This window comes from Sporosarcina trichiuri, from assembly GCF_030406775.1.
Lineage (GTDB): Bacteria > Bacillota > Bacilli > Bacillales_A > Planococcaceae > Sporosarcina > Sporosarcina trichiuri.
The window spans coordinates 1,488,577-1,508,607 of sequence record NZ_CP129119.1; the positions used below are offsets into that span (position 1 = coordinate 1,488,577).

At 52.8% G+C, this 20,031-nt stretch carries 20 protein-coding genes and 1 tRNA gene; 5 read left to right on the forward strand and 16 right to left on the reverse strand.

Features of this window, described 5'->3' with window-relative positions; translation table 11 throughout:
* Positions 1–6 precede the first annotated feature (6 nt).
* Together QWT68_RS07865 and fadH are read right to left on the reverse strand one after the other, a co-directional pair.
* Positions 7–246, reverse strand: a complete 240-nt coding sequence (locus QWT68_RS07865; RefSeq protein ID WP_040287007.1) for a hypothetical protein — start codon at positions 244–246, stop codon at positions 7–9.
* Between the two features lie 77 nt (positions 247–323).
* Positions 324–1,082 (reverse strand): 2,4-dienoyl-CoA reductase, encoded by a 759-nt coding sequence (fadH, locus tag QWT68_RS07870; RefSeq protein WP_040287008.1) that lies wholly within the window; start codon positions 1,080–1,082, stop codon positions 324–326.
* A gap of 194 nt (positions 1,083–1,276) precedes the next feature.
* On the opposite strand from fadH, the gene QWT68_RS07875 reads away from it, so the two are divergent.
* The gene (locus QWT68_RS07875) at positions 1,277–1,744 is read left to right on the forward strand and encodes a YkyB family protein (protein WP_040287009.1); all 468 of its coding nucleotides are present in this window, start codon (positions 1,277–1,279) and stop codon (positions 1,742–1,744) included.
* A 36-nt stretch (positions 1,745–1,780) separates the two neighbouring features.
* On the opposite strand, the gene QWT68_RS07880 is transcribed toward QWT68_RS07875, so the two are convergent.
* The gene (locus QWT68_RS07880; protein ID WP_290150413.1) at positions 1,781–2,641 is read right to left on the reverse strand and encodes an NAD(P)-dependent oxidoreductase; all 861 of its coding nucleotides are present in this window, start codon (positions 2,639–2,641) and stop codon (positions 1,781–1,783) included.
* A gap of 194 nt (positions 2,642–2,835) precedes the next feature.
* Positions 2,836–3,012, reverse strand: coding sequence for an aspartyl-phosphate phosphatase Spo0E family protein (locus tag QWT68_RS07885; protein WP_290150465.1), 177 nt, complete (start codon positions 3,010–3,012; stop codon positions 2,836–2,838).
* Between the two features lie 221 nt (positions 3,013–3,233).
* Between QWT68_RS07885 and QWT68_RS07890 the strand changes: the two genes are divergently transcribed.
* Positions 3,234–3,440, forward strand: a complete 207-nt coding sequence (locus QWT68_RS07890; protein ID WP_040287011.1) for a YkvS family protein — start codon at positions 3,234–3,236, stop codon at positions 3,438–3,440.
* A gap of 50 nt (positions 3,441–3,490) precedes the next feature.
* Positions 3,491–4,231, forward strand: a complete 741-nt coding sequence (locus tag QWT68_RS07895) for a hypothetical protein (RefSeq protein WP_290150414.1) — start codon at positions 3,491–3,493, stop codon at positions 4,229–4,231.
* A 44-nt stretch (positions 4,232–4,275) separates the two neighbouring features.
* Here QWT68_RS07895 and QWT68_RS07900 read toward each other — a convergent pair whose 3' ends face one another.
* The 8 genes from QWT68_RS07900 to QWT68_RS07935 all read right to left on the reverse strand — a co-directional run bounded on the left by QWT68_RS07900 (position 4,276) and on the right by QWT68_RS07935 (position 17,043).
* Positions 4,276–4,716, reverse strand: a complete 441-nt coding sequence (locus QWT68_RS07900; protein WP_290150416.1) for a MarR family winged helix-turn-helix transcriptional regulator — start codon at positions 4,714–4,716, stop codon at positions 4,276–4,278.
* A gap of 89 nt (positions 4,717–4,805) precedes the next feature.
* Complete coding sequence (locus tag QWT68_RS07905; RefSeq protein WP_290150418.1) at positions 4,806–6,248, reverse strand: ATP-binding protein; 1,443 nt, start codon at positions 6,246–6,248, stop codon at positions 4,806–4,808.
* A gap of 201 nt (positions 6,249–6,449) precedes the next feature.
* Positions 6,450–7,799, reverse strand: coding sequence for a TrkH family potassium uptake protein (locus tag QWT68_RS07910; protein ID WP_290150421.1), 1,350 nt, complete (start codon positions 7,797–7,799; stop codon positions 6,450–6,452).
* A 173-nt stretch (positions 7,800–7,972) separates the two neighbouring features.
* Complete coding sequence (locus tag QWT68_RS07915; RefSeq protein WP_040287014.1) at positions 7,973–8,722, reverse strand: TerC family protein; 750 nt, start codon at positions 8,720–8,722, stop codon at positions 7,973–7,975.
* A gap of 451 nt (positions 8,723–9,173) precedes the next feature.
* Positions 9,174–12,272, reverse strand: coding sequence for an efflux RND transporter permease subunit (locus QWT68_RS07920; protein WP_290150422.1), 3,099 nt, complete (start codon positions 12,270–12,272; stop codon positions 9,174–9,176).
* A gap of 138 nt (positions 12,273–12,410) precedes the next feature.
* Positions 12,411–13,985, reverse strand: coding sequence for a peptide chain release factor 3 (locus QWT68_RS07925; protein ID WP_290150423.1), 1,575 nt, complete (start codon positions 13,983–13,985; stop codon positions 12,411–12,413).
* A gap of 31 nt (positions 13,986–14,016) precedes the next feature.
* Positions 14,017–15,507 (reverse strand): UDP-N-acetylmuramoyl-L-alanyl-D-glutamate--2,6-diaminopimelate ligase, encoded by a 1,491-nt coding sequence (locus QWT68_RS07930; protein WP_290150424.1) that lies wholly within the window; start codon positions 15,505–15,507, stop codon positions 14,017–14,019.
* A 147-nt stretch (positions 15,508–15,654) separates the two neighbouring features.
* Positions 15,655–17,043, reverse strand: a complete 1,389-nt coding sequence (locus tag QWT68_RS07935) for an aldehyde dehydrogenase (RefSeq protein WP_040287017.1) — start codon at positions 17,041–17,043, stop codon at positions 15,655–15,657.
* A gap of 326 nt (positions 17,044–17,369) precedes the next feature.
* Here QWT68_RS07935 and QWT68_RS07940 point away from each other — a divergent pair, with 326 nt between their 5' ends.
* Entirely contained in the window at positions 17,370–17,513 is a 144-nt protein-coding gene (locus tag QWT68_RS07940) for a hypothetical protein (protein ID WP_179860780.1), read from the forward strand.
* 121 nt (positions 17,514–17,634) lie between these two features.
* Here the strand turns inward: QWT68_RS07940 and QWT68_RS07945 are convergent, their stop codons facing one another.
* From QWT68_RS07945 to QWT68_RS07955, 3 genes are all read right to left on the reverse strand, one after another.
* Positions 17,635–18,492 (reverse strand): DNA-3-methyladenine glycosylase family protein, encoded by an 858-nt coding sequence (locus QWT68_RS07945; protein WP_290150425.1) that lies wholly within the window; start codon positions 18,490–18,492, stop codon positions 17,635–17,637.
* A gap of 31 nt (positions 18,493–18,523) precedes the next feature.
* Complete coding sequence (locus tag QWT68_RS07950; protein ID WP_040287019.1) at positions 18,524–18,745, reverse strand: WYL domain-containing protein; 222 nt, start codon at positions 18,743–18,745, stop codon at positions 18,524–18,526.
* A gap of 216 nt (positions 18,746–18,961) precedes the next feature.
* Positions 18,962–19,034 (reverse strand) — tRNA-Val (locus QWT68_RS07955).
* A 188-nt stretch (positions 19,035–19,222) separates the two neighbouring features.
* Here QWT68_RS07955 and QWT68_RS07960 point away from each other — a divergent pair.
* The gene (locus QWT68_RS07960) at positions 19,223–19,513 is read left to right on the forward strand and encodes a hypothetical protein (protein ID WP_290150426.1); all 291 of its coding nucleotides are present in this window, start codon (positions 19,223–19,225) and stop codon (positions 19,511–19,513) included.
* 17 nt (positions 19,514–19,530) lie between these two features.
* Here the strand turns inward: QWT68_RS07960 and QWT68_RS07965 are convergent, their stop codons facing one another.
* Positions 19,531–19,956: a hypothetical protein gene (locus tag QWT68_RS07965; RefSeq protein ID WP_290150427.1), complete on the reverse strand. Its 426-nt coding sequence runs from the start codon at positions 19,954–19,956 to the stop codon at positions 19,531–19,533.
* Positions 19,957–20,031: the final 75 nt, after the last annotated feature.

A 20,031-nucleotide genomic window follows, 5' to 3' on the forward strand; every position in this document is an offset into this window, starting at 1 on the left:
CTCCGGTTAATAGGAGGCCCAGTAGTACATAATGATGACAGCCATAAAAAGCGCGGCGACCAGTATCACCCAAAAAATAGGGTTCAGCCCGACCGGATGATCTTCAATCGGTTCGGCGACACTCCGATCCTGTCTATTCAGCGCTCCTTCAGGATTGTATGCCGGCTTCTTCAGCACCGACAGAAGCCCGATCAAAAGTATGACAGCAATGACAACCATGATCGGGACGACCCAAATATCGAACATCTTCCATCCTCCTCTGCCGGATTCCTTTTGTGGTATCAGGCAGTCTCAGCATGCGCAGTCTGCAACCGGTCTATCCGTCAAAACGGAAATTGGTTCAGCCACTGGCCGCCATCCAGCGTGACAATCTCCCCATTCATATACGCGGCTTTGTCGGACATGATGAAAGCGGCGAGTTCCGCGATTTCCTCCGGCTTGCCGACACGTCCGAGCGGAACCGACTGGATCGTCCTCGCCGCGGCCTTTTCGGACTGGAACAGTTTTTCAGCACCGCCTGTGCGTTCAATCGGTCCCGGTGCAATGCCGTTCACCCGGACGCCGTACTTCCGTCCCCATTCCACAGCAAGTGTCCTTGTCAGGGACATGACGCCGGCTTTTGCGGCTGCCGAGTGGACAACACCCGGGCCGGCATCCCATGCGTATGTCGCAAGCATATTGAGGATGGCACCTTTCTGCCCCTTCTCTTTCCAGTAGTTCATGACTGCTTGCGAACAATAGAAAGTGCCGTTCAGCACAATGTCGATGACCGATTTCCAGCCGTTCGGCGACAGATCTTCCGCCTGGACGAGGAAGTTTCCGGCCGCATTGTTGACGAGTCCGTCGATCCTGCCAAACGTTTCATCGGCGTAACGGATCAGTGCCTCAATCGTATCGAGCTCACGGACATCCATCCGGAATGTGTACACTCCATCACCGATCTCGTTTTGGGCTGCCGTAAGCTTTTCCTCATCCCTGCCGGTGATGATGACAGCTGCTCCATCTGATGCAAATTTCTTCGCCATGTACTTCCCCATCCCGCTGGATCCGCCTGTTACGATGATCACTTTCTGCTCTGCCATTTGAATTCCCCCTTCAATGAATGAATGCTCATTCAAATTGTATCATGATTCTGATTACTTATCAGCTTTCTAGTCGCTTATAAAGAAATTTCGGCCAATTAAACTTGAAACGCTCTTTGTCTATACTTCTTCCCGATTTCCTAGTACAATACTGTCAAATTGAAGTTTCAAAGTCCACGAAAGGAGGGCGTCCCTTGTCAGGAACAGCCTCTCTCCATGAAATCGCTGTAGCGATCTACACGGTCAACCGTCACGCAAAGACCGCTCCCGATAACCGGCCGCTGTATCAGCTGAAGAAGCAGTCCATCGCCAAACTGCTGGAAGCCGGGGAAGCTGAAAAGATCGGACTGCATTTTGTCGAGAATCCGAAGTTCAGCAAACAGCACTCCACCGTCCTTGTCCGCTGCGGTGATTTCCTCTTCCATACCCTTCCGGAAAAAGAAGACTTTGCGAAACTCCCCCATTTAGGTGAGCAGGATATGCAGTTCCGCAATCCGCAGGAGCGGATGAGCCTGAAGACAGCACGCGACCTGCTGACAGTGTTCACCGGCGGGACGGTTGAAACCGAACAGAAAGCTCCGTTAGCCGAACCGCCGAAAAAGAAGAAGCGGGTTTCGAACACAGCGGGATTCCGCTCCTCCTATTTGGACGGAAAACGATGAAAGGACATGCCGCGCACGGCATGTCCTTTCGTTTTTTCATTTATAATACTTGTACAGCACTTGTGTCCCTTTATCCGCATATCCTTCGTCACTCAGCCTTTCATACAATCTGATTGCCAGCTCGAGGCCGGGAAGAGGCAGCTCCATCGCCTTTGCTTCCTCGAGAGCGATCCGGAGATCTTTCAGGAAGTGCTTCGTGTAAAACCCGGGTTCAAAATTGCCTGCCAGCATACGCGGCCCGAGATTCGACAACGACCAGGAACCCGCTGCGCCGGTGGAAATGGATTCCAGTACGTTTTCAGGATCAAGGCCTGCCTTTTCCGCATAAACGAGCGCTTCGCACACACCGATCATATTCGTCGCGATCGCAAGCTGGTTGCACATTTTCGTATGCTGCCCGGCACCTGCACCGCCCTGCAGTTTCACTTGGCTGCCGAACAGATCGAACAGCGGACCGGCTTTCCGGAACGCAGCCGCATCACCGCCGCACATGACGGACAATGTGCCGTTCCTTGCACCGACATCGCCGCCGGAAACCGGAGCATCCAGTGACATCATGCCTTTTTCTTTTGCAGTCCCAGCGATCCGGATCGCAAGCGCAGGACTTGAAGTCGTCAGATCGATCAGCAGGCTGCCTTCTGAAGCAGTCTCGAGAATCCCGCCTTCCCCGAAGTACACGTCCTCCACGTCAGCCGGATAGCCGACCATGGTGAAAATGCAGTCTGCCCCGACCGCCGCCTCCCGGACAGTCGGCGCCCATTCCGCACCCGCCTCGATCAGCGGCTCCGCTTTCCGTTTGGTCCTCGTATAAATCTTGACCGGGTATCCGCCGTCCATCAAATGGCGGACGATACTGGCCCCCATAACACCTGTCCCGATAAATGAAATCTTTTCCATCTTCATTGCTCCCCCTTTGCATATCTCTTCCTAATCATACAGCACGCTGTGCGATTTTTCTGCAGCAAACAAAAAAAGACGGCTCCTGGGAAAGAGCCGTCCTCAAAAGGGGGAAATGAGAATGTTGCTGTGTTCGATTATAATATGCCCGTCTTACAGAACTTTAAACCTAATTAGGAATGTTTTTTTAAAGTTCAAACGAAATCGGCATCAAAACGTGCACATCGTCCAAAATGATGCCGTTCTTTGTCGTAGGAGTTGAGAAGATGATCCAATTCAACACTGAGCCGGATCGTTTCGCTGGAGGAAAGCCCTTGTTCCCGTGCGGCTGTCAACAGTCTCTTGCGTGTCTGTTCGATTTCGATTTCCATTCTATTCAACAGGAACACCTCCTTCAGTTTTTAACACACCTCTAATTATCGTAGCATATCCGCTAAAGTTAAGATATCTAAACTTTTAGTCAAATTTCGACATCTTCTCCGATAGCTTGTAACATTTGTACAAATCAGCATTTCATGATACTTTACCTATATCCGAAACGTCCGAAACGGACTGCAAGACTACAAATCTGCAAACGAAGGAGCTGGAGAATATGGAAGAGTTGGAAAATCCGAATGTCGCCCCAGTTGGCTCCATCATCGAATTCGGTGACGGATTGCAAGGCATTGTGGAAAAAGTGAATGATAACTCAGTTATTGTCAACTTGACGTACATGGAAAACTTCGAGGATCTCGGTCTTGAAGAGAAAACCGTTGTCAACCATAAGCGCTACAAGATCCTTCACAGGAAAGAGGATTGAAACCTTTCACCGGCCGGCAGCGTTAAAATGACGAAGGAGGAGATATACAGATGATGAACCGTAAACTTATGTACACAGCGTTATCCGCATCCCTCTTGCTTGCAGCTTGCGGAACGAGCGATGAAACTGCAGACCCTGCAGAAACAGTCAACACGGACACTGAAGGCACTGGCGCAGATACAAATGCAGATAGTGAGAACAAGCCTGCCGAAGGCGAAAATACGAACAGTGAAGGCATCACAGAAGATGATGTGGACGAATCAGGTGCAGCGGACTCTGAAACCGACACTGACGCAGATACCGACTCGGAAACCGATTCCGACAGCGCAGATACAGATGACGATTCAGCTGCTCTTCCGGATGCCAGCGAAACGAAGAGTGACGAACAGAACTTCAAGATGCAGGTGCTTCCTGATTACACACTGACAAGTGAAGAACCGGGACGTGACGTCCTCTACGCAAAAGACAATGAGGAATGGTTCATGAGCATTGAAACGACGGATGCAGCAGACGCTGATTACGACAAAGGGCTTGAAATGATGAATGAAAAGCTGGCAGCATCCAGTTCCGATTCCGATCCTGTGGAACTGACGGAGGACAATCAGCTGCCAACGGACACAAGCCTCGAAAAAGTGAAAGCGTACCGTGTCAACGCACCTGAAGGGCCGATCACCGCTATGATTTTCGAGAAAGATCAGATGCTCGTGACTGTCATGATGTATGACAACGCAGACGAGGACTATTACAGCGACTTCCTGAAGATGGCCGAAACAATTGAATCAGCTGAATAAGCATAAAAAAAACTGACCGCTTCCAAGTAAGCAGGTCAGTTTTTTTATGAAAGATCCCGTATGGAGACACCGAGCTTCTGCAACAGCCGCACAGCTTCTTCCTGTTCAACAGGTGTCAGTGCAGACAGCAAGCTGGTGATATTATCCGCATGTTCCGGAAATATCGTCTCCATGAGTCTTTTGCCTTTCTCTGAAATCGAAACATATGTCACCCGTTTATCATTGACGTTGGTCTCCCGCTGCAGATACCCGTTTGCTTCAAGTTTGTTAATGACATATGTCATCGAACCGCTGCGCATCAGAATCTTTTCCCCGATTTTCTGGATCGGCTGCTTCCCTTTATGGAACAGCAGCTCGAGCACCGCAAATTCAGTCGGATTCAAGCCCTTCGCGATGATCAGCCGATTCGTTTCTTCGTGCAGCACCTTATTGGCCCTGGAGAGCACGACAAACAGCTTCAGTGCCCGTTCATTAGCAGTATCCATATTCAACACCCGTTCTATTTCCCAAATTATCAATGTATCTAGTATAGGGTCAAACTGGGGACGTTGTCAAAGAGCGGACGGATGCACAGTCAATTCACGGTGAGTTGTCTGAATTCCTGAAACCCTTTCCTGCAATGGACCGGGAATGTCAGCACGAAGGTCGTCCCGGCACCAAGCTGGCTGCTGACGCCGACAGCCCCTCCTAAGTCTTCCATCGTTTTCAGCACGAACGGCAGACCGAGACCGGTTCCTTCCGGCTTGGATGTAAAGAAGGGAAGGAAGATGTTCTTCAGCTGTAAATCGGACATCCCTTTGCCGGTATCCTTGACAGTTAGGATGAACGACGAGCCATTCTCCTCTTTCTCGAGTTTCAGCGTCAATATCCCGCCGGGTTCCATCGCTTCAAATGCATTTTTGAACAAATTGAGCAGCACCTGCTTCAGCTTGTCCGCATTCGAGTAGATCATCGAGTTGCAGAATGAGGCATCGTGCCAGTCGATCTGAATCGACTCGAACATCGCCTTCGGTTTCATGATCTCCAGAACTTTGGTGATCAGCACACCAAGCGAGAACTCCGAGTGGATGCCTTCGCAAGGTTTCGACAGCATGAGCATCTCGTTCAGTATCGATTCCATCCGCTGCAGTTCGCTGTCGACCACAGCCAGATATTTTGCCGTATCCCCGTCTGCCGTTGTTTCCATGAGCTGCACGAACCCTTTCAATGTGGTCATCGGATTGCGGATTTCATGGGCGATACTGGCAGCCATCTGGCCGACAGTGGAAAGGGATCCCGAATGCTCAAGCTGCTGGCGGAGCATTTCGGTTTCCGTACAGTCCTTCACTTCCATCACGTACAGGTCGTCTTCCCGGTTGTAGGAAACCCGGATTTCGAAGAACTTGATATCATTCGGGTCATTTTCGAACCGTTCCGTGAATTGGACTTCACCGTACAATTTCAAGTGGCGGAGATACTCTTCGTACTGTTTCTCTCCTTCACCTTTATTCGTATTGAACTTTCTGTACACGGAATGGATGCTTTTTCCAATCAGGGTACCTCTTTTCATATCGAAAATCCCGGCAACCCGGCTGTTCACATCGAGAATCCGCCCGTCCGTATCGATCAGCAGGATGATTTTCGAAATATAGCTGAAACTTGTCGCATAGGCCGATTCCGGCAAAGCCTGGAAAGCTGCCGGAAGAACGAGTGTTACAACAGCCTGTCCATTATCTTGGCTATAGAAAACATGTGCTGTGCACAGGCACTCAACGTTTTCCCCGACAGACAGCGCCAGGTTTTCAAGCACACTCACTTTCGTTCCATCAGAGGTTCCCTTAAGGCTGTACCATTCACCGAGAGCTGTTTTCGATTTGAAAAGAGATAGGAAATTATCATCCGGCTCCATAGAGAATCTGTTCCGGAACATTGCATTCGTTTCTTTGATGGTCCCATCCATGTCGATCAAGATGCACGGATGGCGGTTATCTTTTACGAACAGTGACATGTTTTCATAAGCAGCATCCAATTGGTCCAACACCCTTTCTACCTGAGACTACAGACAAGGTATGCAATCAGATTACGTTGTAGAATTGTTTTTTGTATCCCGATTCGTTTATACGTTTGATTATTCCACATTTTACATGGCTCAACTATAGGTCTTAAGACATAAATTGTTAAACAATTCTAAAATAATTTCGACAGGTGTATGACTAATGTCTGCAGATATAGCACAGGATCAGCCAATGATGACACGTTCTTTCGGATAACGGAATGAGGTCTTATACACTTTCCCCCCCAATGTGAACAGGAACGAGATCAGTCCGACACGGCCGATGAACATGAGTGCCATGATGATGATCTTGCCTGGCACCGATAAGTCCGCAGTGATGCCGAGTGACATGCCGCATGTACCGAACGCGGAAGTGATTTCGAACAGCAGGGACACAACCGGGACACCGGGCTCCGTGATGAGCAGGATGAGCATGGCCGCAATCACCATGAAGCCGGCAAGCAGTATGACCGCATACGAGCGGAAAATGTCGACCAGTGTAATGCGTCTCTGGAAGATATGGATGACGTCTTTCCCTTTCGCAAAATTGATGAGGAACAGGATGGCGATCGCGAACGTTGTCGTCCGGATGCCTCCGCCGACCGAACTTGGCGAAGCCCCGATGAACATGAGGATACTGATCAGAATGTCCGTCGCATCCCCGAAATTCGTAATATCGTACGTTGTCAGTCCTGCTGAACGCGCGGAGACCGAGTGGAACAATGAAGAAAAGACCTTTTCGTGCCACGCCATCCCCCGGAATGAGTGGAACGATTCCAGGATGAAGATGAGGACAGCTCCTCCGATAAGAAGTACGCCGAATGTTGCTGTCGTGATCTTCGTGAACAGCGAAAAACGGAAATGCGGGACTTTTTTCGAAAAGAAACTTTTCACTTCGACAAGAACCGGGAAGCCGATCGCACCAAGGACAATCAGGATCATGATGACGGTCTGGACAAAGTAGTCATTGAAATACGGCAGGAGCGAGGCATTCGTTATATCGAAGCCGGCATTCGTCGTGGCCGACACTGCCAGAAACATCCCGTTCAGAAGCGCTTCCGAAAATGATTCATAGAGCGGCATGATATAGAGAGTCAGCACAAGCCCGCCGATAAGTTCGATCAGGAAGATGATCCAGACAATCTGTTTGATCAGCTGGACGACACCGGCCAGTGAATACTGGTTATGGTCGACCATGATGAGCTGGCGTTCCCTCAGGCCGATCCTCTTCCTGACAAGCAGCCAGAAGAAGGTGCCGATCGACATGATGCCGATACCGCCGAGCTGGAGGACCAGCATCAGCATACAGAGGCCGAATACAGTATACGTGCCGCCGATACTGATCGGTGTCAGGCCCGTCACACTGACAGCACTCACCGATGTGAACAGGCTGTCGATGAATGAAATCTCGACACCCGGCTTGTAGACGCCCGGTAAATTCAATAATAAGAATGAAAATGCAATCGCTAGGAAATAATAGAAAACAATGATCTGGGCAGGCGTGAACCTGCGCAGACTGTCCCGGTTAAATTTCATAATGGATCCGTTCCTTTCCTGATAGGAGACATTATCATACCACATTTAAAAATGCCCTGTCAGTGAAATCGCAGTCGTTCCGAAGGGTGCCGTGCAGCTCCGGGTGCAGGACTGACCATAAAAAAGACGCCCCGGCGGCTGCCGGAGCGGACATTCAGAACGATATACAGACTTCATTTATGTTTACGTGCGACTGCCGTGAGATAGCCGCCGATTGCGATACCGGCCAGCACGATCCAGAACGTCAGCTTCCAGGCGGCCGAATGCGGGAAGGACTCTGCAAGGATGCCGACTTTCGGATGCGCAAGCGTCATGACCGCAAGCTTGACGCCGACCCAGCCGACGATGAGGAATGCGGCTGTTTCAAGCGCCGGGTATTTCTCCAGCAGCGTGACGAACTGACGGGCTGCAAAACGGATCAGCACCAGGCCGACGATGCCGCCGAGCAGCATGACGGTGAACTGGCCGCCGTTGATGCCGCCGATATGGAAGTTGCCGAGTTCAGGCAGTGTCACCGCCAGCGCAACGGCTGCAAGCATGGAATCGAGTGCGAACGCGATGTCCGCGAGCTCCACTTTCAGCACGGTCATCCAGAAACCGGATTGTCTGCGTTTCTTCTTCGAGGGGCCGCCTTCTTTATGGTGTTTCTGGTCCCATATGTTCTTGATGGAGATATACAGCAGGTACACGGCACCGAGCGCCTGGATCTCCCAATAGTTGACCAGGAAGGTGATGAAGAACAGCGCGGTGAAGCGGAAGACGAACGCCCCAAGCAGTCCGTAGAACAGCGCCTTCTTCTGCTGCAGTTTCGGCAGGTGTTTCACCATGACGGCCATGACGACCGCGTTGTCCGCTGCCAGCAGGCCTTCCAGTACGATCAGCACCAGAAGCACCCAAGCATATTCTAAAAATATCGTTTCCACAACCAATTCCTCCTTTTTTTCAATCAAAAAAACCCTCACCTAATAAAAGGCAAAGGTCTCGCTAAGTCGGAATTTGTGAAAAATCCAGCTATCATAACCGATGGCGCAAATTCACCATGTATTGACGACTATGAAATAGGTTTCCCTATAGCTACTCCCCTTTGACAAACGTCAAAGACATTCAGTTGTTGGGTAATTTCTCTCTTCATTATACCGGGGACGCACGCATCTGTAAACTGTCCATTTGTCCCCCGGCCGGGCAATCCGGCAGGGAGCACAGGCGTATGTCCGAAGAGAGAGCCCCGCAACGGCAGCAGCCGAACCCTGAGCTTCACAAACCTTTGCAGTCCGTCCTACTGTATGCCGGCCGCCTGCATGATATTCGAGGTTGTCCGCAGACAGGAAAACAGCCGGCAGGCACGGAATTCCGTACTGCCGGCTGTAATACTCATCATACGTCTTCTTCGCTGTCCGCTGCTGTATAGCCGCTCTTCGGACGTGCGCGCCGTCTCGTTTCCCTGTCGAACAGACTGTAGATGACCGGAACGATGAACAGCGTCAGGAACGTGGAACTGATCAGACCGCCGATGACGGCGATCCCCATCGGCTGATTGATTTCCGTACCTTCACCGATGCCTAACGCAAGCGGCAGCAGACCGAGGATCGTCGTGAGAGCTGTCATGAGGATCGGGCGCACCCGGTTCTTGACCGAGATGACGATCGCCTCATAGGACGGCATCCCCTTTTCTTTCTGCTGATTGATGTAGTCAACAAGGACAATCCCGTTGTTGACGACGATCCCGACAAGGACCAGTATGCCGATGACGGCCGTCACACTGATCGGTGTCTGTGTTGCGAACAGCCCGATCGCCACCCCGATGATCATGAGTGGAACCGAGAACATGATGACGAACGGATATTTGAACGATTCAAACTGGGCTGCCATGACGATGTAAACGAGGACGACTGCCAGGATGATCGCCAGCAGCATGTCGTTCGCCGCATTTTCGAACAGCTCACGGTCGCCGCTGTATGACATCTTCACGTCATCCGGCAGGTCGAGTCCATCGATCGCCTCATTGACGGCTTTCGTCATTTCACCGAGGGATCGGCTGTTTTCATACTTGATGTCGTACGAAACAGAGTGTGCCTGGTCGACACGCTGGATGGCGACCGGTCCTTCCGCAATGTCAATTTTCGCGACCTGGCCGAGTTTGATGTACTGGCCGGAAGGTGTACGCAGCTTGATTTTGCGCAAAGCGCCGGTATCTTCATAGAATTTCTTATCATATTGCACATTGACAGTCAGTACATTGTCATCCTTATCCACAACTTGTGTTGCGAACGTTCCGCGCGTCGCATCTGTAATGATCTGTGCGACCTGGTACGGTGCCAGACCGAAGTTCGCAGCCAGCTCCCGGTCGACGGTCACTTTTACTTCTTCGACCGTATCCATCAAGTTGTTGGAGACATCTGTGACACCATCCAGACTGCGGAGCTTTTCATCCACTTGTCCGATCGCTTTCGTCAGACGTGCTTCGTTCGTATCCTCCAGTGAGAAGGACAGTGTATTCGGACTCGAGCCGGCCGCAGCCTGTACATTGAAACTGACGTCCGCACTGTCACCGACCGCCTCCTCCACTTTCGGTTTCACATCATCCATGAAGTCGAAAACGGAACGGTCGCGCTTATCGAGCGGTTTCAGCTTGACGTACATCTCTGCGGTATCCGCCTGTGAGCCGCCTTGTGCCATCGACTGCTGGGTACCGCCGACAAGGCTGACATATACGTCGACGTCCTTCTGTTCCTTGAGTATATCTTCCACTTTCTTCACTGCGTCATCTGTCGAGGCAAGCGACGAGCCATTCGGCAGGTCGACATTGATGCTGAAGAATCCTTCGTCGGTCGACGGCAGGAATTCGGTGCCCACTTTGAACAGCCCGAATGCACTTGCTGCGAGCAGGACGATTGTACACACAAGGATGAGCGCCCTGTTCCGGAGCGACCACTTGACGGAGTTCTCGAACGTCCGCAGCGTGCGTGACCGGCGCCTGCGCGCTTCCACATTGCGGCGCGGTTTGCGCAGCATGCGGCTCGCCATCATCGGCACAACCGTCAATGCCACGACGAGCGATGCAAACAGGCTGAACGAGATCGTCAATGCGAACTGTGTGAAGATCTGGCCGATGAGCCCGCTGATGAAGATCACCGGTACGAAGACGGCAAGTGTCGTCAGCGTGGATGCGATGATTGCACCGCCGATCTCCTTCGCCCCTTCACTTGCGGCAGTTTTCCGGTCTTTCCCCATGGCCAGATGCCGCTCGATATTCTCGATGACGACAATCGCGTTATCGACGAGCATCCCGATGCCGAGCGCCAGGGCGCCGAGTGTCATGATGTTCAGGGAGAAATCCGCGAAGAACATGAGCACGAATGTGACGATGACGGAATACGGGATCGCCACACCGATGATGATCGGACTGCGGATGCCTTTCAGGAAGAAGAACAGGACAACCATCGCAAACAGACCGCCGAGGATCAGCGACTGTCCGATATTGTTGATGGCCAGCTGGACATAGTCCCCCTGGTCGAAGAGGATGTCCGCTTCAACGTCCTTGAACTGCTTTTCATCGAGCAGCCGGTCGAGGGATTCCTTGAACGAACTCGAAACCTCCGCAGTGTTCGCCCCCGATTCCTGCAGGACGGACAGCAGGACCGCCTGTTCATCATTCGCCCGCGTGATCGTGTCATTGGCCGCTTCCGTCCTGTTGACGGCAGCAACATCCTTGACGTACATGCGCTTGCCGGTGACAGGGTTCGGCCCGATAATGACATTGCCGATATCTTCCGCTGTCGACAGCGTGCTGACAATCCGTGTCGTCAGCTGTTTGCCGCCGGACGCACTCACCGGCTCACCCGGCATCGTGACATTCGATGCCTGGACCGCCTGGACGATATCCGCCTGGGTAAGGCCATTTTTCTCCAGTTTGTTTTCATCGAGCTTGATCTGGATCTCTTCCACCAATTTACCGGAGACGCTGACACTTGCGACCCCTTCGGTCTGACGGAGTTCCGTCTCGAGCTCGTCGGCGATCTTCCGGATGTCGACATCATCTTTCGCCGTTTTCAGCGAGAGCTGGATCACCGGGAATTGGGATGGGTCGAATTTCATGAACCTCGGCTTGTCCGCTCCCTCCGGAACAGGCACCTGGTCGATGCGCTGGAGGATATCGAGCTGGACATCATCGATATCCGCCGACCAGTCGAACATCATGAAGACCAATGTCGCGCCTTCCTGGGAAGTCGACTGCAGCGTCTTCAGTCCGGGTGAGGTGGACAGGCTCTCTTCGAGCGGTTTCGTCAGTTTTTCGCTGACTTCGGTCGGTGACGCACCGCTGTAATTCGCAACCACCACCGCAACGGGCGGATTCAGGTCCGGGATCAGGGTGACAGGGATCTTGAAGAACGAAACAGCTCCGAGAATGATGATGAGAAACATCGTGACGATCGTAAATACCGGTCGTTTGATCGAAAAATCGCTTATTTTCATGTGCGGGTCCCCTTTTTTCAAAATACAGTACTTTCATCATATGCAAAGCGGCGGACGAGTTCAATCAGAACGGTCGGAAACCGCCGGATAACAGAAAAACCCGTACACAGAAATGTAACGGGTTTTCCTCGGAACCTGTCAAAGGAGGCTGTACAGACGGATATCCGGATATTTGTCATTGAACCAGCGCATGGCAAAGTCATTTTCGAAGAGGAACACAAGATTCTCGTAGCGATCCTTGACGAGCATGGAACGGGGACCGGTCATCGATTCCTTGACGTCCGATTCGTTTTCGATCCAGCGCGCCACTTTGGAACCGATATGCTCCATATGCACTTCGACGTTATATTCGTTCTTCATCCGGTGCTCGAACACTTCGAACTGAAGCTGTCCGACCGCACCTAAGATGACTTCCTCCGTGTGGAGTGTTTTGTAATATTGGATGGCGCCTTCCTGCACGAGCTGCAGGATCCCCTTATGGAAATGCTTCGATTTCATGACGTTTTTCGCGGTCACCCGGACGAAGAGCTCCGGATTGAACTGCGGCAGGGCCTCGAACTGGTACATCGACTTTCCGCCGACGACCGTGTCGCCGATCTGGTAATTCCCGGTATCATATAGTCCGATGATATCTCCGGCCACCGCCTCATTGACCGTCTCACGGTCATCCGCGAGGAACTGGGTCGTCTGGGTCAGTTTCACCGTCTTGCTGATCCGCGGAATGGTGACGGACATCCCCCGGTCGAATGCGCCGGAGACAATCCGGACAAATGCAATCCGGTCGCGGTGCGCCGGGTTCATGTTCGCCTGGATTTTGAAGATGAAGCCTGAGAATTCCTCATTCATCGGGTCCACATAGTCTTCGTTTTCCGTCAGACGCGGCTGCGGCTGCGGCGCGAATTGCAGGAATGTCTCCAGGAACGTCTGGACTCCGAAGTTGGTCAGAGCGCTTCCGAAGAAGACCGGTGTCAGTTCGCCTTTGGCAATCCGCGCTTTATCGAAATCGTTCCCCGCTTCGTCGAGCAGGAGCACATCGTCGACAGCTTGCCGGTAATAAGACGTTTCCGTCATGGCATTCGGGGCTGCGAGTTCTCCTTCTTCGTCCAGTTCGAGAAATCTGTCACCGCCTTCCGGTCTGGCCAATTCGATCCGCCGGTTGTATCGGTCGTAGATGCCTGCAAATTCTTTGCCCATACCGATCGGCCAATTCATCGCATACGATTCGATGCCGAGCACTTCCTCGAGCTCTTCCATCAGTTCGAGCGGTTCTTTCCCCTGCCTGTCCATTTTGTTCATGAACGTGAAGATCGGAATGCCGCGCATCCGGCAGACTTTGAACAGTTTGATTGTCTGCGGCTCGATTCCTTTTGCCGAATCGACCATCATGACGGCCGCATCGACCGCCATCAGCGTCCGGTACGTATCTTCACTGAAATCTTCGTGCCCCGGTGTGTCCAGGATATTGACGCGCTTGCCGTCATAATCGAACTGCAGGACGGAAGAGGTCACGGAGATGCCGCGCTGCTTCTCGATTTCCATCCAGTCCGACGTGGCATACTTGCCTGTCTTCTTCCCTTTGACGGTTCCGGCATCACGGATGGCGCCGCCGAAGTACAGCAGCTTCTCGGTCATCGTCGTCTTCCCGGCATCCGGGTGGGAGATGATCGCAAACGTTCTGCGGGATGCGATCTCTTCTTGCAGTGCATTCTTCATTAGATGTGCTCCTCATTTACGGGCAGAGGGGTCAATTGCCGATCAATCCTCTGCCAAACTTTTTTTCTGCTTCGTCCAGTGCAATCTCCGCATCCGAGTGCGGATATTTTGTCGATCCGATGATCTGGAAGTCCTCATGGCCTTTCCCTGCGAAAATGATGATATCCCCTTCGTCGGCAACTTCGATCGCATGGCGCACAGCCTGTTCACGGTCACCGATACAGGCATATCGGTCGTGGGTCATTCCTGCGGCAAGTTCGCCTGTGATCGAGTCATAGGCTTCATCGCGCGGATCGTCCGTCGTCAGGATGACATAGTCCGCCCTGGATGCTTTCTCGGCCATGATCGGTCGTTTCTTCCGGTCACGGTTCCCTCCTGTGCCGATGATGAAGATCAGTTTCTGCTCCGCGGTTTTGTACGGCAGCACGGCATCGATCGCCTTTTCGATCGCATCCGCCGAATGGGCATAGTCTACGTAGATTGTGAGCGGCAATTTCGTCTCGACACGTTCCATCCGCCCTTTGACAGGCGACAGGAATTCGAGCGGCCCGAGGATATCCGGGATGGCGAGCCCTTTCGCGTACAATGCCGTGATGGCAGCCAATGCGTTGGAAACACTGAACTCACCGATCATCCGCATATTGACAGGGAACTCCCCTTCCGGACATTGGAGAGTGAAGGATGTGCCGTCCGTCCGCAGATCGATATCTTTCGCCTTGAACATGGCATCCGCATGGATCCCGAATGTCAATACCGGGAATGCGGTCATCTCCTGCATCTTCAAATGCCACGGATCGTCCGCATTGACGACTGCGAATTTCCGCTGCGTGAGGTCTTGTCCGAGCTGCGCGAACAGCAGACCTTTTGCATTGCCGTAGTTCTCCATCGTGCCGTGGAAATCGAGATGGTCGTGTGTGAGGTTCATGAAGACGGCAATATCGAATTCAGTTCCGGCCAGCCTGCCTTCGATGAGACCATGGCTGGAGACTTCCATCGTCATCGTGTCGCAGTCCTCTTCTGCCGCCTGTGCGATCATCCGCTGCGTCGTCAGGACGTCCGCAGTCGTATTCTCCGTTTCATAGAGGACACCGTCCAGGTTAAAGCCGATGGTTCCCGAAACAGCAGACCGTTCGCCAGCACCCATGAGGATGCCGTGGATGATGTTGCTGACGCTGGTCTTCCCGTTCGTGCCGGTCACACCGATCATCGTCATCCGTTTCGAGGGGTAGCCGCACCAGCGTGCAGCCAGGAGACCGATCGCCCTTGATGTATTGTCCACGCAGACGACAGCCGTTTTCCCGGTATCCGCCTCGATGGGTTTCGAGGCGATGATGACACGTGCACCGGCGTCCGCAGCCTGCTTGGCATACTTGTGTCCATCCACTGTATAGCCTTCGATGCAGACGAATACCCCGCCTGCTTGGACGCCCCTTGAATCCGTCGTGAGATCGCTGACGTCTTCGGGCAGTTCCCCGATGATCTGTTTCACCGGCAGCACGGCCAGTAACTCGTTCGTATTCATAAGACTCCTCCGTTCCGTCATACCCGGCAGCGAGTATCCAATCGGACGGTATCTCTGCTGCCACTGCAGGCAATACACCCATTATACGTTTTTTTAGGCACGGCGTCATGGATGAATGACAGAAACCGAAAGAAAAAACCGCTGAGATCACTTGATCAGCGGTTTGATGTATTTCAATTTGCTGCCGTACGGCGGAAACGCAGCGCGCATCGGGATGGCTGTACTGCGATCCAGCATCGCCTTTTCATGGGTGAACACGTCGAAGCTCGCTTTTCCGTGATAATTTCCCATCCCTGACGAACCGATGCCGCCGAACGGGAGATGGATATTACCGACGTGCGAAATCGTATCGTTGATGCACCCGCCTCCGAATGGCAGCTGTTCCGTGAAGTAGCGGGCAGCCTGTTCGTTCTCCGTGAAGATATAGCCCGCGAGCGGTTTGGGGAGTTTCCGCATACGGCGGATCAGGTCACCCAGATTGTCATACATCAGCACAGGAAGGATGGGACCGAACAGCTCATCTTCCATGGAAGGGCTGTCGAAATCCGTATCGGCCAGAACGGTCGGCTCGATATACAGATCGGACCGGTCCGTGCGGCCGCCATAGCTGACGGACTGCCGTTCCTTCCCCAGGATGCCGTGCAGCCGGTCGAACTGCTTTTCATTGACAATCCGGCCATAATCATCGCTCGCCGACGCGTCTTTTCCGTAAAACCGGACGATCGCTTTCTCCAACTCACGCAAAAACGGTTCCCGGACGGACTGATGGACAGCGACATAATCAGGGGCGACGCACGTCTGGCCGGCATTGGAGAACTTCCCCCAGGCGATCCGCTCAGCCGCGGTTTTCAGGTCGGCGGTCTGGTCCACGACTGCCGGGCTCTTGCCGCCAAGCTCCAGCGTAACCGGCGTCAGGCGTTCCGCTGCCGCTTTCATGACGACTTTTCCGACTGCGACACTTCCCGTGAAGAAGATGGAATCGAACGGCGCGTGAATCAGTGCGGATGTCTCCTCTTTCGCTCCTTCTGCGACCCGGATATAGTCAGGCGGGAAGGAGGACTCCAGGATTTCGCGGACGACCGCTGCCGTTCGGGGGGATGACTCGGAAGGTTTCGCGACAATGCAGTTGCCGCCTGCGATCGCCCCGACGATCGGTTCCATGATGAGCTGGAACGGGTAATTGAACGGTCCGATGATCAGGACAGAACCATACGGCTCCCGCTCGACCCAGCTTTTGCCCGGCTGCAGATGGATCGGGGTCTTGGCGGCCTCCGGTTCCATCCACTCATCCAAGTTCTTCAGGACGTGTTTGATGCTCGACAGGACGAATCCGATTTCCGTGACGTACGCTTCGAACGGACTCTTCCGCAGGTCCTGGTAAAGCGCCTCCTCGATAGCCTTCTCCCGCGCTTCAATGGCTTCTTTCAGCCGGTTCAGCATCGCTTTCCGGAATCCGGCAGGACGGGTTGCCCCTGTAAAATAGAACTCGTGCTGCCGCTCGATCATCCGGCTGACATCCGCGTCTGTGAAATTCATGACTGCCACCCCTTTTCCAGAATGTTTCCTCCATCTTACCGGGAACGGAGCGCCTGCGCAAAAATTCCGTACTGTCCCGACACTAATATCAAAAATCGATTCAGCTGTCAATGACTCGAAAGGTACCCTTTCGGTCCGCATAAGTTCCGACAAAATACGCAGGTTATCAGGCGGTGCCGAATCATATACTGACAATATCAGCAGGCCGGCAGCCGGACAGACGGCAGCGGGACTAATGACATGATTTTAGCGAACACGTTTTAAGCATTCCGCCGTTGGGGTAAAGACAGCATACAAGCAGCCACAACTAAAAGGAGGAACTACACATGACAGCTACAGACACTTGGTGGGAAACGATCTTCGCAGGAAACTTGGAAATCGGACTGGATAAAGCACGGATGGACGAATTGGAAGAAGAGCATTTCCTCTATTTCAGAGACGAAGAAATCGACCACGAGGCAATGAACTGATTTTGACAGCGACCTTCATGCAGGGGACCTATGTAAAAGATCCAGGTACATAAAACAGCTTTTCTTTTCGCATCACGGAAAAAGAAAAGCTGTTTTTAATTTGGATGGCATGGTGTACCGGTCAGCCGGCAGGCGCCTCGATGCTCCTCCATAAGTACAATGCCGCATAACTGAGATAAGGCGACCAATCCGGAAACCGGGCGAGGATTTCCTGCTGGGTCGGTTTTCGATCCAGGGCCCAAAGGGTTTTCAGCGCATTCTGCAATCCGACATCCGCCGCCGGGAAGAGATTCGGGCGTCCGAGACCGAACATGAGGAACCCCTGGGCCGTCCAGGGACCGATCCCCCTGAGAGCGGTCAGCGCAGAGGTCACCTCAGCATCCGTCTTGTGCCGCATCGATTCCAGATCGATCGTTCCGTCGGCAATCGCTTGCGATAGGCCGATGACATACTCAGCCTTCCGTGTGCTGAACTGCAGCTCCCGGAGATCTGCGACTGTCAGCAACGCGGTCTGCTCCGGCGGCGGAAAACGCCAGACGCCGTCCTGCTGCAACCCGTATGTTTCCATGAATCGCATCAGCAGCACATTGGCGAACGAAAGATTGAGCTGCTGGTGGATGATACTTTTCACAAGTTCCCCGTACAGCGAAAAACTCCGGATGAGCGGCGTTCCTGCATGTACCGCAAATACCGGAACCAAGTCGGTATTTGCGAAATGGGCTGCGATGCCGTCGAGCGGTTCATCAAAATGAAAAACCCATCGGATATGTGCCAGCTGTTCTCCATTCAGCAGACCGCTGATCCGGAAAGAAGGCTCCCGGACAGTACCCGTCCCCTGTACAGTGACGAGATTCCCCTCTTCCATCGGAACCCTGACAAGACGCCCCTCCAAATCGACAGCATGCACCGGGTTGCCTGCGAGCCTTGCCAGCGCACTGTCGAAGTCGTAGGGGAACTTCAAATCGATTTCCACTGCCATCGCCACTCACTCCCAAAAAGCTTCTATGACGCTACAATACCACTCTTTCCCCTTCGATAACAGGGAACAATGCGAGCACCCGGTCCATCAGGAAGGTGCGCTTCGCCTGGCGCATATGACAATATGCACGGAAAGAGACCTCCCCTGTCTGCAGCACCGTGACTGTCCGTTTCGTGCACTGCCCGTCTTTCGCCCGGTAGATCATCACCATGCGCTCCCCGTTCAGCATCGCTTTCTCAAGTTGAACCCGCACATTCGTTCGCCTCCTCTTTCTTACGAGTATACCGAATGTACGTTCGTATGTAAAGAGAGGAAGGTCAGCTATGCCGAAAGAAATTTACAGATTGCAGGCTCCGGTCAGCAATACGTTTACGAACACAAAAAAACAGACCCTAGGCATCCGGCCTAATAGGTCTGTTTTGGAGAAGTATCGTTGTTCCGACAATACTTCCGAGGGTTTGGCACCCAATGATTCCGACTGGGCTCGAACCAGCGACCTCTACCCTGTCAAGGTAGCGCTCTCCCAGCTGAGCTACGGAATCGGGATTATGCAGTTGGCTCAACCGGCAGGTGTTTGAGGTAAACTGCCTGTCGCTAAGCACATTTATGATAATACCACGAGATTTCGAATGACGCAATGCCTTTTTGCAAAATAATTTTCCGTCGGTCGTTTTTCCGCTCCTCCAGGCAGACCGGAGCATACACTGACAGTACATATATCCATATAGAGGTGATAGCGATCGTCAGTATTGATGATTTTGATTTCCTGGCAGCCGGTGAATCCGGGCAGGCCGCCAAGCTCGCCGTGTTCGGAAGTGTCGTCTCCCTGATCGGTGATGCGATAACGACATACGCAGCCGCTCTCGCAATCGAAGAACAGAAGCAGTCCCCTGATAACAGCGAATTGCTGCAGGAGATGCGGGAGCTGAAGCAGCAGCTCACCGCAATGAGCGAGGAGATGAGGCACTCGAGGGGAGCAGCGGACAGGGACCGTTCGGCAGGCAGCAATAGGCGCCTCTGAACGGTCCCCGTTTTCAATTATTTGGACAGCTCGTCAAGCGCCAGTACTTTCAGTGACAGAAGTTCCTCCGGTGTCAGCCGGCTTTCCACTTTTTGAAGAAGTTCCTGTTGTTCTGCAGCGGTCATGCCGGACTGCGCTTGTTTCTGCATCTCCGCCAGCTCACTGACGCTGAATTTCTTCAGTACTGTGCGGGTGGCCTGTTCCTTTGTCTTGATAGGCAGTTTGCTCCGGTCTGCGGTTTTTGCGTCCTGCAGATAGGACTGGACGTCCGGATTGCTGTTCAGCTCCGCTTTCACGGAATCGAGCTGTCCAGATGTTTCCAGCTGGCTGGTCACTTCATTCATCGCTTTGTCGGCCAGCCAATTGGTGCCGAAGTAATAGGCTGCGGCGATGACAATAGCAAATAGGACGAGGACAGTGAATAACCTTCTGATCCATTTCACGGGTTTGTTCCTCCTTCTTCTTCTTGTATAACCAGACGTGTACCGTACTGATTAGTTTCAAAACACCCGCCCGAT

What these genes read in the sequence shown, in the direction of transcription:
- QWT68_RS07865 (WP_040287007.1), bottom strand. Translation starts at nt 246, where the DNA reads ATGTTCGATATTTGGGTCGTCCCGATCATGGTTGTCATTGCTGTCATA.
- fadH (WP_040287008.1), bottom strand. Translation starts at nt 1,082, where the DNA reads ATGGCAGAGCAGAAAGTGATCATCGTAACAGGCGGATCCAGCGGGATG.
- QWT68_RS07880 (WP_290150413.1), bottom strand. Translation starts at nt 2,641, where the DNA reads ATGGAAAAGATTTCATTTATCGGGACAGGTGTTATGGGGGCCAGTATC.
- QWT68_RS07885 (WP_290150465.1), bottom strand. Translation starts at nt 3,012, where the DNA reads ATGGAAATCGAAATCGAACAGACACGCAAGAGACTGTTGACAGCCGCA.
- QWT68_RS07890 (WP_040287011.1), top strand. Translation starts at nt 3,234, where the DNA reads ATGGAAGAGTTGGAAAATCCGAATGTCGCCCCAGTTGGCTCCATCATC.
- QWT68_RS07895 (WP_290150414.1), top strand. Translation starts at nt 3,491, where the DNA reads ATGATGAACCGTAAACTTATGTACACAGCGTTATCCGCATCCCTCTTG.
- QWT68_RS07900 (WP_290150416.1), bottom strand. Translation starts at nt 4,716, where the DNA reads ATGGATACTGCTAATGAACGGGCACTGAAGCTGTTTGTCGTGCTCTCC.
- QWT68_RS07910 (WP_290150421.1), bottom strand. Translation starts at nt 7,799, where the DNA reads ATGAAATTTAACCGGGACAGTCTGCGCAGGTTCACGCCTGCCCAGATC.
- QWT68_RS07920 (WP_290150422.1), bottom strand. Translation starts at nt 12,272, where the DNA reads ATGAAAATAAGCGATTTTTCGATCAAACGACCGGTATTTACGATCGTC.
- QWT68_RS07925 (WP_290150423.1), bottom strand. Translation starts at nt 13,985, where the DNA reads ATGAAGAATGCACTGCAAGAAGAGATCGCATCCCGCAGAACGTTTGCG.
- QWT68_RS07930 (WP_290150424.1), bottom strand. Translation starts at nt 15,507, where the DNA reads ATGAATACGAACGAGTTACTGGCCGTGCTGCCGGTGAAACAGATCATC.
- QWT68_RS07935 (WP_040287017.1), bottom strand. Translation starts at nt 17,043, where the DNA reads ATGAATTTCACAGACGCGGATGTCAGCCGGATGATCGAGCGGCAGCAC.
- QWT68_RS07940 (WP_179860780.1), top strand. Translation starts at nt 17,370, where the DNA reads ATGACAGCTACAGACACTTGGTGGGAAACGATCTTCGCAGGAAACTTG.
- QWT68_RS07945 (WP_290150425.1), bottom strand. Translation starts at nt 18,492, where the DNA reads ATGGCAGTGGAAATCGATTTGAAGTTCCCCTACGACTTCGACAGTGCG.